We start from the raw sequence: 15,611 nt of genomic DNA, 5'->3' as shown, positions 1-15,611 counted from the left end.
TCTGTGGTTGTGCGTATTTAATCTGTGAGATTTTATTCGACTTATGACTGATCGATTTTCTCGACGTGTATTTTTAGCAGGGCTGGGGGCGGCTTTGATCCCCTCTGCTGTGCTGGCCGAGGCGCCTTTGGTCTCGTTGCGCCCTCAATTGCGAGGCGACGTACCGACCGGGGTCGAGCGGCTTGTCCAAGCGGCCGGGCTGCGTGGTGAGGTGGTGTTCGCGGTGGCGGATGCAACAACGGGCACGCAGCTGGAAGAGTTCAGCGGCGATCAGGGGCTGCCGCCGGCAAGCGTGGCAAAGGCGCTGACAGCTCTTTATGCGTTGGATGTCTTGGGATCGGACTACCGGTTCGAGACCGCCCTGATGGCGGATGGACCGATCGAAAATGGTATCCTGAAAGGTGACTTGATCCTTGTGGGAGGTGGCGACCCGCTGCTGGACACCGATGCGTTGGCCAATATGGCAGCGAATTTGCGCGAGGCTGGGATTTCCGAAGTTCAGGGTGCGTTCAAAGTATACGAGGGGGCGCTGCCCTATGTGTTCAGCATTGACCCGGGGCAGCCGGATCATTTGGGCTATAGCCCTTCCATCAGCGGCATATCGTTGAATTTCAACCGGGTGCACTTTGAGTGGAAACGTGATGGTACCCGTTATGACGTGTCCATGGATGCGCGCAGCGCGCGGTACAAACCGTCGGTCGATGTGGCCTCTATGCAGATTGAGAAACGAAAAGCGCCTATCTACACCTATGAATCCAGCGCGCGGCAAGACCGCTGGACCGTGGCGCAAGGGGCGCTTGGGACTGGTGGGGCGCGGTGGTTGCCGGTGCGCAAGCCTGCGCTTTATGCGGGGGATGTGTTCAGGACGCTGGCGCGCGCTAATGGGATCCAGTTGGGTCGCGTACAGGTCATGCGCGAAGCCCCGCATGGAACCCTGCTTGTGGTGCATCACAGTGATCCGCTGGACAGTATCTTGCGCGGCATGTTGAAGTATTCGACCAACCTGACGGCTGAGATGGTTGGTATGGCGGCCTCGCAAGCGCGCGGCGCTAATTTGAAAACATTGGCGGACTCTGCGGCCGAAATGAACCGTTGGGCGACCGAGACATATGGCGTGACGGGGATCGCGATGGTGGACCACTCGGGTCTAAGCGATGCGTCCCGAATGGCACCGGGCGCTTTGGTGACAGCACTGGTCGCGGCGAAACAAGCGGACGCATTGAAACCATTGCTGAAAAAATTCACCCTTGCGGACAGTCAGGGGCGGCCGGTCAAAGATCACCCGATCAAGGTCGATGCCAAGACCGGTACGCTGAATTTCGTTTCTGGTCTTGGCGGTTTCATCACAACGCCGGACGGCTCCGAATTGGCCTTTGCCATTTTCACCGCTGATGTCGATCACCGGGCCACGATCCCGCGCGCGCAGCGCGAACGACCGCAAGGCGCGCGAAGCTGGAACAATCGCTCGCGCAAACTCCAACGCGCACTGATCGAGCGCTGGGGGTCTATGGCCGGAAGCTAAGATCAGGTGGTGTGACGTGCCCGCGCGCCGCGTTCGATTGCGGCGGCATGCAGGCGATCAATGCTCAGCTCGTAACGAATTTCTTCAAGAAGGCGCAGCTCGGATTCCGCCAACGAGCCGTCTGCGGCGGCCACATCACACGCCAGTGCATAGGCGGTTTCGTTCAGCCGTTCGGGCAGGTTGTCGCGGATCAGGCCGAACAGGGCGTCCAGCCCGTCCTCTTGTTCAAACAGGTCAAACACGGTTTGCGAAACGCGGCGGGTTCGGTCGATGTCATACTCGGCAAAAACCGGCAGCATATTGACCGCGCCTTCGATCTTGACCAGCTCAGCGGTGCGGATGGTCTCATCAGACGCAGAGATTGCAACCATGATCGCAACAAGGCAATCCTGTGGGGACATTGGATGGGGTACTTGTTCGGTCATGGTGTCGTCCTGATTAGGCTTTCTGCGTCAGCACGATAGGTGGGCAAGCGGGCAGGTTCAACGGGTTTCGCTTCGGCGAGGCTAGAGAATGGGCAAAGGACCGCGCGTTTTGGTTTGTCGCAATACAAAATTGCTGCGCGTGTCGCGCACAAGCCCGGATTTCAAAAGCCGCTGCATAATGAAGTGCTCAAGCTCTTCCGGCGTCTTGGCATAGACTTTCAGTATGAAATCGTGATCCCCGGTGATTGAGGCGCACTCGACGATCTGAGGTTCGGTTTCAATCAGGCGCAGGAACGCGTTGATGCTGTCCTCCTGATGCTCGCGCAAAGCCACGTGAACGTAGGCTATGGCGTTCAACCCAACAGACTTGGCGCGTACCTGCGCGGTATAGCCGGAAATGATACCAGCGGCCTCAAGGTCACGCACACGCCGCCAGCACTGCGAAGCGGATAACCCCGTGCGATCCGCAAGGTCCTGCATGGATTGACGGCCATCCATCTGAAGTTCTTGCAAAATGGCAATATCGGCGGGTTGAAGGGTTTGTCTCATAAATCATGACTCAATGATATGTATTTGCCAAAATACTGGAATTCACCCGTTATTCCAAAGCAAATTCTTCAACCAGATGGCGTATTCTTTTCATTAGGGAGGAAAAGTGATGCCCAAGTCGACCAAATACGCCGCCAAGGTTGCCGATGCGCGCGGCCATATCGCGTATACGCCGGAAGAGGATGCTGTTTGGGCCGACCTCTACGCGGCCCAACAGGAAAACGTTCAGCGCTATATGGCGCGGGACTACCTGGACGGGCTGCAGCGGCTGGACCTGCCAAAAACCACCGTGCCGTCCTGTGCCGATATCTCTGAACGGCTTCTGGATATGACCGGCTGGCGGGTGCAACCGGTGCCTGCGCTGATCGGGTTCAAGACTTTTTTCGGCATGCTAGCAGACAGGGTCTTTCCCGCCGCATCCTTTATCCGCTCACGCGAAGATTTCGACTATATCGAAGAGCCTGACATCTTTCATGAGATATTCGGTCATACGCCCCTGCTGAGCGATTCCCGCTTTGCGGCTTTCAGCCATGCCATTGGGAAGGCCGGGGTACAGGCCAGCGACAAGGATTACTCTTGGCTGATCCGGCTGTACTGGTTCTCAATCGAATTTGGACTGCGCCGTCAGGACGGTCAAATCAAGGCGTTGGGCTCAGGGCTTGCATCTTCGCCGACCGAGCTGGTCTATGCCGTCGAGAGCGATATCCCCGATCGGGACCCGTTCGACATTATGACAATCCTGCGCACCCCCTATCGGATCGACATGCACCAGATGGGCTATTTCGTGTTAAACTCACCTGAGGAGCTGTTTGCGGCCGCCGAACGTGATCTGTTGGCGGATGTGCATAAGGCCCAATCCTTAGGATTGTTGCCCAATAAGTTCCCACCAAAAGCAACCGCAGCGGAGTAAACGGATCATGACCACATCAGGAGAAACCTGCAGTCTGTCGGACCGTACTTGTGTGCCCTGTTCCGGCGGCGTCCCGGCTTTGACACGCGATGAGGCCAACACCCACATAGCCGAGCTTTCGTCGGACTGGCAACTGGATGCAGACGCAATGATGCTGAGCCGACATTTCAAGTTCAAGGGTTTTGCCAAAGCAACTTATCTAGCAAATCTCTGCGCATGGTTGGCTGATCAGCAAGGGCATCATCCTGATGTCAGCTTCGGTTGGGGATATGTGGACGTCAAACTGACGACCCATGAAATTGGTGGCCTGAGTGAGAATGACTTTATCTGGGCTGCCAAACTGGATCAGTTGACCGCTTAAATAGGCCAATCCATCAGGAAAAACAGCGCGCTTTATTGACTCATGCTGCACCGGCACAATAGGAGGGGTCGGTCGGTTGCATCGGGCGACCGACACTGTTTTTCCCGATGGAGCAAATCTGATGTCTGAACTGCGTGAAACCGCATTGTCGTCCAAGGCCTGGCCTTTTGAAGAGGCGCGCCGGTTGCTCAAACGCTATCAGAAAGGGGCTCCGGAAAAGGGATACGTGCTGTTTGAGACGGGTTACGGTCCGTCGGGTCTGCCCCATATCGGTACGTTTGGCGAAGTTGCGCGAACGACGATGGTTAAACGCGCGTTTGAGGCGCTGTCGGATATTCCCACCAAACTGATCTGTTTTTCGGACGATCTTGACGGCATGCGCAAGGTGCCCAGCAACGTGCCCAACGCCGAGATTTTGGAACAGCATTTGCAGCGCCCGCTGACCTCGGTGCCTGATCCGTTCGGCACGCATGACAGCTTTGGCGAGCACAACAACGCAATGCTGCGCCGTTTTCTGGACACCTTTGGGTTCGAGTATGAATTCTACTCGGCCAAGGAATTCTACGAGTCAGGACGGTTTGACGAGATCCTGAAGCGTGCGGTTGAGCGTTATGACGAGATCATGGCGATCATGCTCAAAAGCCTGCGTGACGAACGTAAGCAGACCTATTCGATCTTCCTGCCGCTGCACCCCGAAAGCGGGCGAGTCATGTATGTGCCAATGAAAAAGGTCTGTGCTGAGACCTACACCGTGACCTTTGACGATGAGACTGGCAAGGAATGGACCGTTCCTGTCACGGGCGGAAACGTCAAGCTGCAGTGGAAGCCGGATTTCGGCGCGCGTTGGGCTGCGCTGGGCGTTGATTTCGAGATGTACGGCAAGGAACACGCCACGAACGAAAAGATCTATGACGCGATCTGTCGTGCGCTGGGTGGCTGCGCGCCCGAGCATTTCTCGTATGAACTGTTCCTGGACGAAAACGGTCAGAAGATTTCCAAATCTTCGGGCAATGGCGTGTCGATCGACGAATGGTTGACCTATGCGCCGACCGAAAGCCTGACTTACTTCATGTATCAAAAGCCCAAGACGGCCAAGCGGATGCATTTTGATGTGATCCCGAAAGCCTATGACGAGTATCATCAGCAATTGCGGGCCTATCCGGGGCAGGATCTGAAGGCACAGCTGAACAATCCCGTCTGGCATATTTACGGTGGGAACGTTCCGGAATCCACCTTGATCGTGCCATTCGCGATGCTGCTGAACCTGGCGTCTGTGTCCGGGGCCGAGGACAAAGAGGCGCTGTGGGGCTTTATCCGTCGCTATGCGCCCGAGGCCACGCCCGACACCCACCCTGACCTGGATCAGGCTGCGGGCTTTGCCGTGCGTTATTTCAACGATTTCGTCAAACCCACCCGCCAGCACCGCGCGCCGACCGATCAGGAACGCGAAGCGCTGGAGGCTTTGAAAGCCGCGCTTGAGGCCTATGATGGTCCGGTTGATGACGAAGCGCTGCAATCGGTGGTGTATTCCATCGGACGCGAGCGGTTCGACCCGATGCGCGGATGGTTCACTGCGCTTTATGAGGTGCTGCTGGGTGCCTCGCAGGGTCCACGCTTTGGCGGGTTTATTGCCCTTTACGGCGTGCCCGAAACCATCGCACTGATCGACAAGGCTTTGGCCGGGGATCTGGCCTGATTTGACCTGAAACCGCATGGGGCTACTCTTTCAACAGGAGGTGGCCCCATGCGTCGTTTACTACTTGCTGTTTCGCTCAGTGCCGGACTGGCCACGGGCGCGTTCGCCCAAAGTGCCGAGATCGAGGCAAATATTGCGGCGCAGATACAGGCATTCAAGGCAGATGATTTTGCCACTGCCTTTACCTTCGCAAGCCCCAACATCCAGAGCTTTTTCGGAACGTCCGAGAACTTCGGAGCCATGGTACGCAATGGCTATCCCATGGTTTGGAGGCCTGCTGATGTTCGCTTTCTGGAACTGCGAGAGGTTGCTGGTGCATTGTGGCAGAAGGTCATGATCACGGATGGCAATGGGCAAGTGCACGTTTTGGATTATCAGATGGTTCAGAAGGAAAACGGCTGGAAGATCAATGGTGTGCAACTTCTGGGCAACTCAGATCCGGCCGCGTGATGCAACACCACCGTCACGGTGATATGAGCGGCGGTTAATCCCTATTCGGCACTCAGACTTTTGCGTTCGGGCAGCCCCGGATACTGGGTTTGAGCGCGCGGCGACCTGCTGCGGGCGATTGGGAAAGGGATTTCTATGAACAAGGCAATCACCGACGGCATCGTCTTCATGCCGCCTGCTTTCGCGAATGGTCTGAGCGTATGGTCCAGAGGCGACGGGACACCGGGTTCGCCAACCTATGACGGGGCACCGAATGGGGCATTCGTTCCGGCAGACCCGGATTTCGGCGGCTGTCTGGAAATCCTGAAAGTGTAGGCCACGCAACAGCTTCGCTATATGGGACAGACGCCCCTGATCCCGGGATGCTATTTGAAAATCAAAGCACGTGTCAAAGCCATCAGCGGTCCCTTGCCGCAGGTTCGTATTGCGGCCTGGGCTGGCGGGGCAGGTGACCTGCAGGTAAACGGTGTGGTCGATCAGGGACCGGTCACGCAGCTTTCGGGTTACGGCACCGTGCATGAAATCACGGCCATCGTTGGCAATGGTCAACGCTCGGGCGTCGACATGCCCTGGGGCGTTGCAGCGCTCTATGGGCATTTCGGCCTGAATATCGATGGTGCCAATGGTTCGCTCGTTCGGGTCGATGATATCGAGATCACCGATGTCACCAGCATCTTCCTGCGCGAAATGATCAGCACTGTCGACGTGCGTGACTATGGTGCAATCGGCGACGGCGTCACCGACGATTCCGTAGCGTTCGAAGCAGCGGATCAGGCGGCTGGCGGTCGCCGGATTTATGTTCCGAAGGGCACCTATTTGCTGGCGCAGAACACGTCGATGTCGTCCGAAATGGATTTTGAGGGCACCATCACCATGCCTGACGACAAGATGTTATTGCTGACAAAGAACTTCGACCTTCCAGCGTATATCGCAGCATTCGGGGACGAGGAGCTGGCGTTCAAAAAGGCGTTTCAGGCATTGTTGAACAATTCGGATCATGAATCGCTCGACCTGGGTGGGCGCAAAATCTCGGTCACAGCGCCAATTGACATGGCCGCTGCCGTTCCGAACCGGCAGGGCGGTTTTTCGACCCGGCGCATCATCCGTAACGGGCAGTTCGATGTCAAAAGCAGCGCGGCCTGGGATACCGAAACCTTCACCTCGGTCGCAACCTACAACCCGGCGGATTCGACCAAGCTGACCAATGTGGAGAACATCGCCAACATTCCGGTTGGCGCGCTGGTGCAGGGCAATGGTGTTGGGCGTGAAATCTATGTGCGCTCCAAGGATGTCGGTGCCGGAGAGATCAGGTTGAATGACCCGCTTTTTGATGCGGCGGGGACGCAAAACTTCACGTTCCAGTCGTTCAAATACCTGTTGGATTTCAGCGGTTTCAGTACGTTGCGCAGATTTGGCATGGAAGAGATCGAATTTCAGTGCAACGGTCGCAGCAGCGCGATCCGGCTGGCGCCGTCTGGCAGTACTTTTGCGGTGACGAATTGCTTTATAAGCCGGCCGAAGGATCGAGGCATCACCTCGCACGGGACCGGATGTCAGGGGATGCTGATCGACAATTGCCAGTTCCTGTCGACCGAAGAATCCTTCAACGTGTCCGACCGCAAATCCATTGCGTTGAATGCCAATGCAAACGATATCAAACTACGGCACAATCGCGCCGTGCGGTTTCTGCATTTTGCTGTGCTGGCCGGATCCAACAACCTGATCTTAGGCAACCACTTTTTCCAGGGTGACAACATCCCGCAAGGTATCCGCAGCGCCGGGTTGATCATGACCGGGACCTATAACAGCTCGACCATTTCCGAGAATTATGTCGATAACTGCTTTGTCGAATGGACCAATGAACGGGATGCAAACCCGGTCTACACGAGCGGGTATTCCTTCAGTTCGATGACCATTTCGGACAACATCTTTTATGCCAGCGAAGTCGCGCCGTGGTTCAGTCAGATCGTCATTCGCCCTCATGGGGCCGGGCATTACCTGAACGGCGTGGTCGTGACCGGGAACAAATTCCGTTCAAGCAGTGGTCGCATCGACCGGGCCGACCGGGTCGATACCAGTTTTGCCGATCTGAACCATTCGGCGCATCTGAACGTGATTTTCGAAGACAACACGTTCAATGGCATCAACGCAAAGGTGGAGAACCCGTTGCGGATCCGACGCTCGCAACAATCGGCATCCTCGGTTTGGACCATTCCTTCTGACGGCCGGCTGCCCTTTGGCGGCAAGGCACGCGGGTGCGATGCGGTTACGGTGCTGGGGCCGCTCAGAAATGCGGGCGGGCAGATCGTTCACGCCATGCCCTATGTCGAGCTAGAGCAGGGCGCAATTCAAGATACTATCCAACTACGTTGGCCTTTGCCTGTCAGCGGATCGGTGTCGGCCATCATGCGCATGGAATACTAAGCGGCGCGTGCCACAGGCGTTCTAGAACGTATTCCAGATTGCCAGCCTGATGCCCGAATTTTTGCGGGCATCATTGCGCTCCAAGCCTAGAACCCACGTGGTGGGGCTGTCCTTGGTGCGGATCATGATCGAAGGCTTGATCCTCCAGTGCAGGGGTTGGTCGCCTTGGTACGCGGTTTCGATCTGCAGCAGGGGGTTAATAAGCCGCGGGGATAACAGGCCTGCAGTAAGGTCCAACTTGCGATATACTGCATCATGCGTTCGAAACTCCAGCGCAGCATCAATGGCGATCCAGCCATTGCCCCAGCCGGTTTGAAACCCCTTGCCGTACGAAAGCGTGGCTTTGTACAAGGCCCAAGCTCGCATCTGGCGATGATGGGCTCCGATTGCAATCTCGGCAGCAAAGCGCCCTGCCTTTTCGAATTCGGCGACAGGCAAGCGGGCAAACACCAGAGCATGCCCATAAATGTCGCGGTGCTCTTCAACGTCCAGGCCAAGCGTTAGCTTCTCTCGCAACCCGTACTCAGCATAAAATGACCCTTTGTAGTCGTATCCGTAATCCGGTTCTTTAAACGCCGTTACGGCAGTCGATACAAAAGCTGCGCCCTTATCTCGCAACCAAGCACCAGACCAGGCTGGCGAGGCTGCTAAGAGCAAAATCAGAATGATCGAAACCCGGCGCATGCGCGCAGCTTCTGTCAGCATGGTTAACGGATCGTTACGATTTGGCCCAAATCTGCAGGAACTTCATGCCGCTGAATGGCAAAGGAAACACAAGACCTTTTTAAAACCTATGTTAGGTTTGAAACAGATAGAGGAGAATCCAGATGCCGAAGATTGCCAAAGATACCAGCGTCCAGACAGTTATCACGACCTTTGAAATGACGCCCGGCACTTGCCAGGACCTGCTGGAAGCTCTGACGGATGCTTATGCGGAATTCATCTCGAAACAGCCCGGATTTGTCGCCGCGGGACTGCACGTGAATGACGCGCAGACGCGGATCGCCAACTATTCGCAATGGGAACGCCGCGAGGACTTTCTGGCCATGCTGCGCACCACGGAAATGCGCAACCGCAATCGGCAGATTAACGAGCTGTGCAAAAGTTTTGAGCCCGTGATGTATGAGGTGGCCGGGACCTTTGGTGGAGCCTGATCTGAATCAATGCCTAACGGCCTGAGATAGTGCAGGCTTCAGGCGTGAAAACGGAGGTGCGCGTCATGTATCACAATATTCTTGTCCCCATTTCCTTTGATGCCGAAAGGGATATCTCGGGGCCGTTGAAGCTGGCCGAAATACTGGCGACATCGGATGCACAGGTCACGTTGCTGCACGTGGTCGAGCATATTCCGAGCTACGCCATTTCTTACATGCCGCCCGAGTATCTGGCCGAAGCTCGCAAGGCGCTGCAGATGGAACTGGACGCGCTTGCGGAAAAACTGCCCAACGCCAAAGGTGTTCTGGTCGAGGGCCATTCGGGCCGGACAATTCTTGATTGGGCGGCCGAACAAAAGCCCGACCTGATTATCATGGCGTCTCACCGCCCGGGGATGCAGGATTTGTTGCTGGGCTCTACGACCAACCATGTGGTGCGCCATGCGGCGTGCGCCGTTCATGTGGTGCGCTGATCGGTCCAGATATCGGTTGGGGCAAGGCGCCATGCGTTGCCAAAGCCGCCGTTCAAAATCGCATCGGAAATGGTGAACGTGACAAATCCGAAATCGGTGAAGTCCGCATAGAGCTTGGCCTTGGGCCTCAGGCTCAGATACTGCGCGCGCAGCGCGGCGTGTTTCTCTGTCCCTCTGGCGACGAACTGCGCGTTGGCATGCAGCGTCAGCCTTGGGTGCGTCAACGGATCGCCTGTATTACCGGGTTCACCAATCAAAAGGGCACAGGCCGGATTGGTGGTCAGTGCCCGGGTGTGGTCGGCCAGGGTTGAGATCAACGAGACCGGCCGGCCCCAATCATCCGTTGCAAGAGCTACGCGCGACACAGAAGGTAACGTCGTATCGGCGTGCAACACAGCCAGCGCGCCGAACGTCGCGTTTTCGATCAGGTCGCGAGCCATTTGGCAGGCTGTGTCATCAACCGGGCGATACGGGTCGGTTTTGGTCATCGGTGTTTTAGCCTTGGGGATTCATCCGGACGCAACATTATCCGCATTACGACCCGTGCGCGAGGGGTCGTACAGGTCTCGATTTTGCCGCAAAGCCGATTTAAGTGTCCGGTATGGCGCTCAATGATTCCGAGCAGGGCTCGAATAAGAAAAACTCAAGAGCCGCAGCGCGACATCGGCGCGCGGATGCGCTGCGCAGACGGGCGCTCTCGCCTTTTCGTATCATCGTCATGATCCTCATGTTGCCCGCCACCACCGCGGCGATTGCGGTGGGTGTCTTTTTGCGGATATCCGAATTCGAAGGTCCCGATGCCCTGTTGCATCTGGTGGCCTTGGCTGGCTGCCAGGCCGCCGAAGCCTTGGTGCCAGGGCCGTACTGGGACGGTGAGCCGGGATATCACGCGCGCAACGATACGGATGGAGATGGTGTTGCCTGCCTGGCGACGGCTCCTCAGTTCGCCCCCCCCCAACCGGCTGCGGACCCTCAACCAGCTGCGGCGGCGCCTCAGCGGCAAGTGGGTACGGCCAAGTTCGTCCGGCCCTGATCACCTCGACCCGAAACATTAAAATCTATGCTATAGTACACGTGACGCGCCAATTCGGCCGTCAGTGGGGGATTTCGCCCTGAAAGGGAGAAAAATCATGTTTGCACGTATTACGCAGTTCAAAATGAAGCCTGGCATGCGGGATGCTGCCGAGGCCAAAATGAATGAATTGAAAGACCAGATTATGGGCATGGAAGGCATGCACAGCTTTACCAATGTCATGAATGAAGACGGCACCGGTTTTGTCGTTGCAGTTGTCCAAAGCGAGGAAACATCAAACGCAAACGCATCCAAAGTGGCCAAGCTTTGGGGCCATTTCGCCGAATTTCTGGAAGGCCCACCATCCCCTGCGGGGTTTGATGTGGTGGTTCACTGGGACAAGGGATAAAACCTCGCCCAGCGCTTGCCAAACCACACCCAATCGCCAAAATTGGGCTGATGACCCGCGATGAATTCAACAGCTTTTGTGCCAACCTCAAAGCCACCAGCCATGTGGTGCAATGGGGCAATGCGGATGTATGGAAAGTAGGCGGCAAGGTTTTTGCGCTCTGTGGCTGGAACGACGGCAAGGATGCTTTCACTTTCAAAGCAACCGATCTGGCTTTTGAGGTGCTGGGCAGCGAACCCGGCATCCGCCCAGCGCCTTATCTGGCGTCACGGGGCATGAAATGGCTGCAGGTCTATGACGAACGCGGCATGAGCGATGCGTCGCTGCGCGAGCATATAGTGACGTCCTACGAGTTGGTCGTGGCCAAGCTGACCAAGAAATTGCGGGCGGAATTGGGTGTTTAGCCCTTCATCGCCTGCAGCAATTCCAGCAGTTGTTTTCGGTCGCCGTCATCCGTGTAGTCACCGGTGGCCAGACGTTCGGCAATGCGCAGGCGCAGGCGTTCCTGCTGGGTGCGCACCTCTTCGCCGGCGGTCTCAGCCAGAGTTTTCATGATCATCGCCACCGCCTGTTGCCGCTTGGTAGTGGGGTTGGCGATGTAATCGACCAAGCTCTGCTGACCGGAATCGAGGATGTTTTCGGCCAGATCGCGCAGCTGGTCCCCATTGGGCAACAGCGGGGCGGGGGCATCCTCGGGCGGCAAGATTTCCGGCACGCTGCGTGGGGTTTCGGCCAATGCGTTTGCACCGTCGACAAAGGCCTCGGTGATCATTCGCGTGATCTTGATGGCGCGCGGGTCCTTGAACAGGGCCGAGGCGATGGCCACGCCGTAATCCGTATAGACCCACGGATTGACCCGCCGCCCACCACGTCCTTTGGGTTTTGAGATCACACTCTGTGATTGCAAATGGGCGACCTCGGCATCGGACAGCTGAAAGCGGTAGCCTTCGAACAAGTCCTTGTTGCGCGAGACGGCCTGATTGAAGGCGCTGACGGATTTTCCGTAGAACTGCGCCAGATCCTCGGCCAGCACCACACGGGTGCCACGCACCCGGTGAATGGCGCTCTGGACTTCATGCGTGCTGGGCAGGGTGTTGGGGTTCGTCATGGCAGCCGTTTGGAATCACAATTTGTGATTTCAAACGTGGAGGAGGGAGCGCTGGGCTGCAAGGGTGGAGTGTAGGCTGGCGCGACGGATAAATCGGAAACTCGGTCCAAGCTTGCCTTAAGAACTATCTACCGGGGAGCGCCGGCTTTGTTGGCAATACATCTTGATTAGTTCTGGATTGTTACCACCGAAACGCGTGTTGGTCGGCAATGGAACCCAATCTCGTTGTTTGTAACTCCATAGGCTAGGCCAGTCGTCCGCATCACAAGCGTAGCCATGAGGGTTCTTAAAATCAGAAAAACCTTCGCTGACAGACCTAAAAAAGGAAGACTGATCAACGATCACTAAGCCCGATGCTTCGGCTTTAGAAGTCATCTGAGCCATCACAATTGAATTCTCAACTGCTGCTGGAACCAATACGGCCAAGACAGAGCCTGCAAAAATGACTAAAACTCGCGTAATTCTTGTGGTCATGAGTGCCAGAACGAGTGTTCCCGTCAAGACTGCTAGGGCGATTACAAAAAAGTAGTTAAGGTTTGCGGCAAGGATAGGTGGAAGCGCAAAAAACCAGACCAATGGCCACAAAAACAACGTCAGCAGGTGCGAAAAAGGATCGCCTATCGGGTCGCCAAAGCACAGTATTGCGGTAATTGAAAACGCGGATGCGAGCAAAAAAATGGATCGTACGAATGTCGGTTCTCGCTTCCCGATCAAAACACTGAGCCATACCCAAATTGTTGATAAACCAATACTGAGCGCGCACAGAAAAAACAGGCAGATGGTGACAACAGCACCCATGAGATCAAAAAACTTTCAGTTAAAAGTTGCGAATAAACCGCTCACAATTCGTTCGTTTTAGAGCCAGCTTTTCTAGATCTGGTTATGTGAAGCAGACTACCTTTTCCTCCGCTTCACATTCCCACCCCGCTGCCCCGGCCTGCCGGCCGTTGACCGTCCACGTGATTTCACTGCGTCTTCCGAGGCTTTCTCGACCGCCCATTGGCGCGCCATGGGGTCGTCGGCGATGGCCAGATCGACCGCTTCCAGACGTTTGATCTCATCCCGGATGTTGGCGGCCTCTTCGAATTCCAGGTTCTCGGCAGCGTTGCGCATCTTGTCGCGCAGACCGTCCAGATGGGCCTCGAGGTTCGCGCCGTGCATCGGTTTGTCGATGGTGGCGGTGACGCGGTTCATATCGACGTCGCCCTGATAGAGACCGGCCAGAACGTCCTCGACATTCTTTTTCACCGTCGCAGGCGTGATGCCGTGTTCCTCGTTATAAGCGATCTGTCTTGCGCGGCGGCGGTTGGTTTCGTTCAGGGCGCGCTCCATACTGCCGGTGACCTTGTCGGCATACATGATCACACGGCCATCGGCGTTCCGCGCGGCGCGACCGATGGTTTGAACCAGTGAGGTTTCGGATCGCAGGAAGCCTTCCTTGTCCGCGTCCAGAATGGCGACCAGCCCGCATTCGGGGATATCGAGCCCCTCGCGCAGCAGGTTGATGCCGATCAGCACGTCGAACGCCCCCAGACGCAGGTCGCGCAGGATTTCGATACGTTCCAGCGTGTCGATATCCGAGTGCATGTAGCGGACCTTGATGCCCTGTTCGTGCATGTATTCGGTCAGATCCTCGGCCATGCGTTTGGTCAGGGTGGTGACCAGCGTGCGATAGCCATCGGCGGCGACCTTGCGCACCTCGTCCAGCAGATCGTCGACCTGCATGCCGACAGGGCGGATTTCGACCTCGGGGTCCAAGAGCCCGGTGGGGCGGATCACCTGTTCGGTGAAGACACCGCCGGTCTGTTCGATCTCCCACTTCGCAGGCGTCGCCGAGACAAAGACGGATTGCGGGCGCATGGCGTCCCATTCCTCGAACTTCAGGGGGCGGTTGTCCATGCAGGACGGCAGGCGGAACCCGTGTTCGGCCAGCGTGAATTTGCGCCGATAGTCGCCCCGGTACATGCCGCCGATCTGCGGCACGCTGACATGGGATTCATCGGCGAAGACGATGGCGTTGTCGGGGATGAATTCGAACAGGGTCGGGGGTGGTTCCCCCGGTGCGCGGCCGGTCAGATAGCGGGAATAGTTTTCGATCCCGTTGCACACGCCCGTCGCCTCAAGCATTTCCAGATCGAAATTGGTACGCTGTTCCAAGCGCTGCGCTTCCAGCAATTTGCCCTCGCCGACCAGTTGATCCAGCCGGATGCGCAGTTCCTTTTTGATGCCGATGATCGCCTGCTGCATCGTTGGTTTCGGTGTTACGTAGTGTGAATTAGCATAGACCCGCACCTGATCCATCGACGCGGCGCGTTCGCCGGTCAGCGGGTCGAATTCGGTAATAGTCTCCAACTCCTCACCAAAGAACGAAAACTTCCACGCCCGGTCCTCAAGGTGAGCAGGCCAGATTTCCAGTGAATCGCCCCGAACCCGGAACGAACCGCGCTGAAACGCCTGATCATTGCGGCGGTATTGCTGGGCGACCAGATCGGCCATGATCTGACGCTGGTCGTATTCGTTGCCGACCTTCAGATCCTGCGTCATCGCCCCGTAAGTTTCGACAGAGCCGATACCGTAGATGCACGAGACCGAGGCCACGATGATCACGTCATCGCGTTCCAGCAGCGCGCGGGTGGCCGAGTGGCGCATCCGGTCGATCTGTTCGTTGATCTGGGATTCTTTCTCGATATAGGTATCCGACCGCGCGACATAGGCCTCGGGCTGGTAATAGTCGTAGTAGGAGACGAAGTATTCGACCGAGTTTTCCGGGAAGAAGCCTTTGAATTCGCCATAAAGCTGGGCCGCCAGCGTCTTGTTGGGCGCAAGGATGATCGCAGGGCGTTGGGTTTCTTCGATCACTTTGGCCATAGTGAACGTCTTACCGGTCCCCGTCGCGCCCAGCAGAACCTGTTCTCTTTCGCCGTCAAAGATACCGCTGGTCAGTTCCTTGATCGCAGTTGGCTGATCACCAGCAGGCGCAAACTCGGTATGCATGACGAACTGCTTGCCGCCTTCGAGTTTCAGGCGCGCGCGAACGTCATCAGCGGTCAGCTGTGTCTTGTCGGAATGGGCATAGGGCATAGGCAGGCTCCGGGTCAGGCCCTTACATTTGTTCTTA

General features: G+C 56.7%; 17 protein-coding genes and 1 pseudogene. 11 read left to right on the top strand and 7 right to left on the bottom strand.

The genetic code is table 11. From position 1 onward, the window contains the following. Positions 1-43 precede the first annotated feature (43 nt). The gene (gene dacB / locus DK510_RS15400; RefSeq protein ID WP_109312837.1) at positions 44-1,522 is read left to right on the top strand and encodes a D-alanyl-D-alanine carboxypeptidase/D-alanyl-D-alanine-endopeptidase; all 1,479 of its coding nucleotides are present in this window, start codon (positions 44-46) and stop codon (positions 1,520-1,522) included. A 2-nt stretch (positions 1,523-1,524) separates the two neighbouring features. Here the strand turns inward: dacB and DK510_RS15395 are convergent, their stop codons facing one another. Continuing rightward, on the bottom strand, positions 1,525-1,947 hold the full coding sequence (locus DK510_RS15395; RefSeq protein ID WP_058273455.1) for a tellurite resistance TerB family protein: 423 nt from the start codon (positions 1,945-1,947) through the stop codon (positions 1,525-1,527). Between the two features lie 81 nt (positions 1,948-2,028). After that, on the bottom strand, positions 2,029-2,496 hold the full coding sequence (locus DK510_RS15390; RefSeq protein ID WP_108860155.1) for an Lrp/AsnC family transcriptional regulator: 468 nt from the start codon (positions 2,494-2,496) through the stop codon (positions 2,029-2,031). Between the two features lie 109 nt (positions 2,497-2,605). On the opposite strand from DK510_RS15390, the gene phhA reads away from it, so the two are divergent. The 5 genes and pseudogenes from phhA to DK510_RS15365 all read left to right on the top strand — a co-directional run bounded on the left by phhA (position 2,606) and on the right by DK510_RS15365 (position 8,337). Then, positions 2,606-3,406: a phenylalanine 4-monooxygenase gene (gene phhA, locus DK510_RS15385; RefSeq protein ID WP_109312836.1), complete on the top strand. Its 801-nt coding sequence runs from the start codon at positions 2,606-2,608 to the stop codon at positions 3,404-3,406. A 7-nt stretch (positions 3,407-3,413) separates the two neighbouring features. Next, positions 3,414-3,767 carry a 4a-hydroxytetrahydrobiopterin dehydratase gene (locus DK510_RS15380; RefSeq protein ID WP_109312835.1) on the top strand — a complete coding sequence of 118 codons (354 nt, stop codon included), beginning with the start codon at positions 3,414-3,416 and terminating at the stop codon, positions 3,765-3,767. 121 nt (positions 3,768-3,888) lie between these two features. After that, entirely contained in the window at positions 3,889-5,463 is a 1,575-nt protein-coding gene (locus DK510_RS15375; RefSeq protein WP_109312997.1) for a lysine--tRNA ligase, read from the top strand. A gap of 48 nt (positions 5,464-5,511) precedes the next feature. Next, complete coding sequence (locus tag DK510_RS15370; protein WP_109312834.1) at positions 5,512-5,913, top strand: DUF4864 domain-containing protein; 402 nt, start codon at positions 5,512-5,514, stop codon at positions 5,911-5,913. Between the two features lie 135 nt (positions 5,914-6,048). Then, a pseudogene (locus tag DK510_RS15365) lies at positions 6,049-8,337 on the top strand (glycosyl hydrolase family 28-related protein). Between the two features lie 21 nt (positions 8,338-8,358). Here the strand turns inward: DK510_RS15365 and DK510_RS15360 are convergent. Next, complete coding sequence (locus DK510_RS15360; protein WP_234999101.1) at positions 8,359-9,042, bottom strand: hypothetical protein; 684 nt, start codon at positions 9,040-9,042, stop codon at positions 8,359-8,361. Between the two features lie 122 nt (positions 9,043-9,164). Between DK510_RS15360 and DK510_RS15355 the strand changes: the two genes are divergently transcribed. Further along, positions 9,165-9,491, top strand: a complete 327-nt coding sequence (locus DK510_RS15355; RefSeq protein ID WP_058273448.1) for an antibiotic biosynthesis monooxygenase — start codon at positions 9,165-9,167, stop codon at positions 9,489-9,491. Between the two features lie 65 nt (positions 9,492-9,556). After that, positions 9,557-9,964 carry a universal stress protein gene (locus DK510_RS15350; protein WP_109312833.1) on the top strand — a complete coding sequence of 136 codons (408 nt, stop codon included), beginning with the start codon at positions 9,557-9,559 and terminating at the stop codon, positions 9,962-9,964. On the opposite strand, the gene DK510_RS15345 is transcribed toward DK510_RS15350, so the two are convergent. After that, positions 9,949-10,452, bottom strand: coding sequence for a HugZ family protein (locus DK510_RS15345; protein ID WP_109312832.1), 504 nt, complete (start codon positions 10,450-10,452; stop codon positions 9,949-9,951). The two genes, DK510_RS15350 and DK510_RS15345, sit on opposite strands and share 16 nt — an antisense overlap. Before the next feature lie 113 nt (positions 10,453-10,565). Here DK510_RS15345 and DK510_RS15340 point away from each other — a divergent pair, with 113 nt between their 5' ends. The 3 genes from DK510_RS15340 to DK510_RS15330 all read left to right on the top strand — a co-directional run bounded on the left by DK510_RS15340 (position 10,566) and on the right by DK510_RS15330 (position 11,789). Further along, the gene (locus DK510_RS15340) at positions 10,566-10,997 is read left to right on the top strand and encodes an excalibur calcium-binding domain-containing protein (protein ID WP_234999100.1); all 432 of its coding nucleotides are present in this window, start codon (positions 10,566-10,568) and stop codon (positions 10,995-10,997) included. A gap of 97 nt (positions 10,998-11,094) precedes the next feature. Further along, complete coding sequence (locus DK510_RS15335) at positions 11,095-11,385, top strand: hypothetical protein (RefSeq protein ID WP_058273445.1); 291 nt, start codon at positions 11,095-11,097, stop codon at positions 11,383-11,385. A 50-nt stretch (positions 11,386-11,435) separates the two neighbouring features. After that, a complete protein-coding gene (locus DK510_RS15330) occupies positions 11,436-11,789 on the top strand; it encodes an MmcQ/YjbR family DNA-binding protein (RefSeq protein WP_058278708.1) in 354 nt (117 codons plus the stop codon). On the opposite strand, the gene DK510_RS15325 is transcribed toward DK510_RS15330, so the two are convergent. The 3 genes from DK510_RS15325 to uvrB form a co-directional block, all read right to left on the bottom strand. Then, positions 11,786-12,493 (bottom strand): ORF6N domain-containing protein, encoded by a 708-nt coding sequence (locus DK510_RS15325; RefSeq protein ID WP_109312831.1) that lies wholly within the window; start codon positions 12,491-12,493, stop codon positions 11,786-11,788. The two genes, DK510_RS15330 and DK510_RS15325, sit on opposite strands and share 4 nt — an antisense overlap. A gap of 117 nt (positions 12,494-12,610) precedes the next feature. Beyond that, the gene (locus tag DK510_RS15320) at positions 12,611-13,291 is read right to left on the bottom strand and encodes a hypothetical protein (protein ID WP_109312830.1); all 681 of its coding nucleotides are present in this window, start codon (positions 13,289-13,291) and stop codon (positions 12,611-12,613) included. 96 nt (positions 13,292-13,387) lie between these two features. Continuing rightward, positions 13,388-15,574, bottom strand: coding sequence for an excinuclease ABC subunit UvrB (gene uvrB / locus DK510_RS15315; protein WP_109312829.1), 2,187 nt, complete (start codon positions 15,572-15,574; stop codon positions 13,388-13,390). Positions 15,575-15,611 lie beyond the last annotated feature (37 nt).

It is taken from the genome of Ruegeria sp. AU67, assembly GCF_900312795.1.
GTDB classification, from domain to species: Bacteria; Pseudomonadota; Alphaproteobacteria; order Rhodobacterales; family Rhodobacteraceae; genus Ruegeria; species Ruegeria atlantica.
The sequence above is the reverse complement of the archived record's forward strand: the minus strand, read 5'-3'. Positions and strand labels throughout refer to the sequence as shown.

Excerpts from the sequence above, each read along its gene's own strand:
- DK510_RS15325 (WP_109312831.1), bottom strand. The coding sequence starts at position 12,493 with ATGACGAACCCCAACACCCTGCCCAGCACGCATGAAGTCCAGAGCGCC.
- phhA (WP_109312836.1), top strand. The coding sequence starts at position 2,606 with ATGCCCAAGTCGACCAAATACGCCGCCAAGGTTGCCGATGCGCGCGGC.
- DK510_RS15375 (WP_109312997.1), top strand. The coding sequence starts at position 3,889 with ATGTCTGAACTGCGTGAAACCGCATTGTCGTCCAAGGCCTGGCCTTTT.
- DK510_RS15360 (WP_234999101.1), bottom strand. The coding sequence starts at position 9,042 with ATGCTGACAGAAGCTGCGCGCATGCGCCGGGTTTCGATCATTCTGATT.
- DK510_RS15355 (WP_058273448.1), top strand. The coding sequence starts at position 9,165 with ATGCCGAAGATTGCCAAAGATACCAGCGTCCAGACAGTTATCACGACC.
- DK510_RS15345 (WP_109312832.1), bottom strand. The coding sequence starts at position 10,452 with ATGACCAAAACCGACCCGTATCGCCCGGTTGATGACACAGCCTGCCAA.
- DK510_RS15370 (WP_109312834.1), top strand. The coding sequence starts at position 5,512 with ATGCGTCGTTTACTACTTGCTGTTTCGCTCAGTGCCGGACTGGCCACG.
- DK510_RS15340 (WP_234999100.1), top strand. The coding sequence starts at position 10,566 with ATGGCGCTCAATGATTCCGAGCAGGGCTCGAATAAGAAAAACTCAAGA.
- DK510_RS15320 (WP_109312830.1), bottom strand. The coding sequence starts at position 13,291 with ATGGGTGCTGTTGTCACCATCTGCCTGTTTTTTCTGTGCGCGCTCAGT.
- dacB (WP_109312837.1), top strand. The coding sequence starts at position 44 with ATGACTGATCGATTTTCTCGACGTGTATTTTTAGCAGGGCTGGGGGCG.
- DK510_RS15390 (WP_108860155.1), bottom strand. The coding sequence starts at position 2,496 with ATGAGACAAACCCTTCAACCCGCCGATATTGCCATTTTGCAAGAACTT.
- uvrB (WP_109312829.1), bottom strand. The coding sequence starts at position 15,574 with ATGCCCTATGCCCATTCCGACAAGACACAGCTGACCGCTGATGACGTT.
- DK510_RS15335 (WP_058273445.1), top strand. The coding sequence starts at position 11,095 with ATGTTTGCACGTATTACGCAGTTCAAAATGAAGCCTGGCATGCGGGAT.
- DK510_RS15380 (WP_109312835.1), top strand. The coding sequence starts at position 3,414 with ATGACCACATCAGGAGAAACCTGCAGTCTGTCGGACCGTACTTGTGTG.
- DK510_RS15350 (WP_109312833.1), top strand. The coding sequence starts at position 9,557 with ATGTATCACAATATTCTTGTCCCCATTTCCTTTGATGCCGAAAGGGAT.
- DK510_RS15330 (WP_058278708.1), top strand. The coding sequence starts at position 11,436 with ATGACCCGCGATGAATTCAACAGCTTTTGTGCCAACCTCAAAGCCACC.
- DK510_RS15395 (WP_058273455.1), bottom strand. The coding sequence starts at position 1,947 with ATGACCGAACAAGTACCCCATCCAATGTCCCCACAGGATTGCCTTGTT.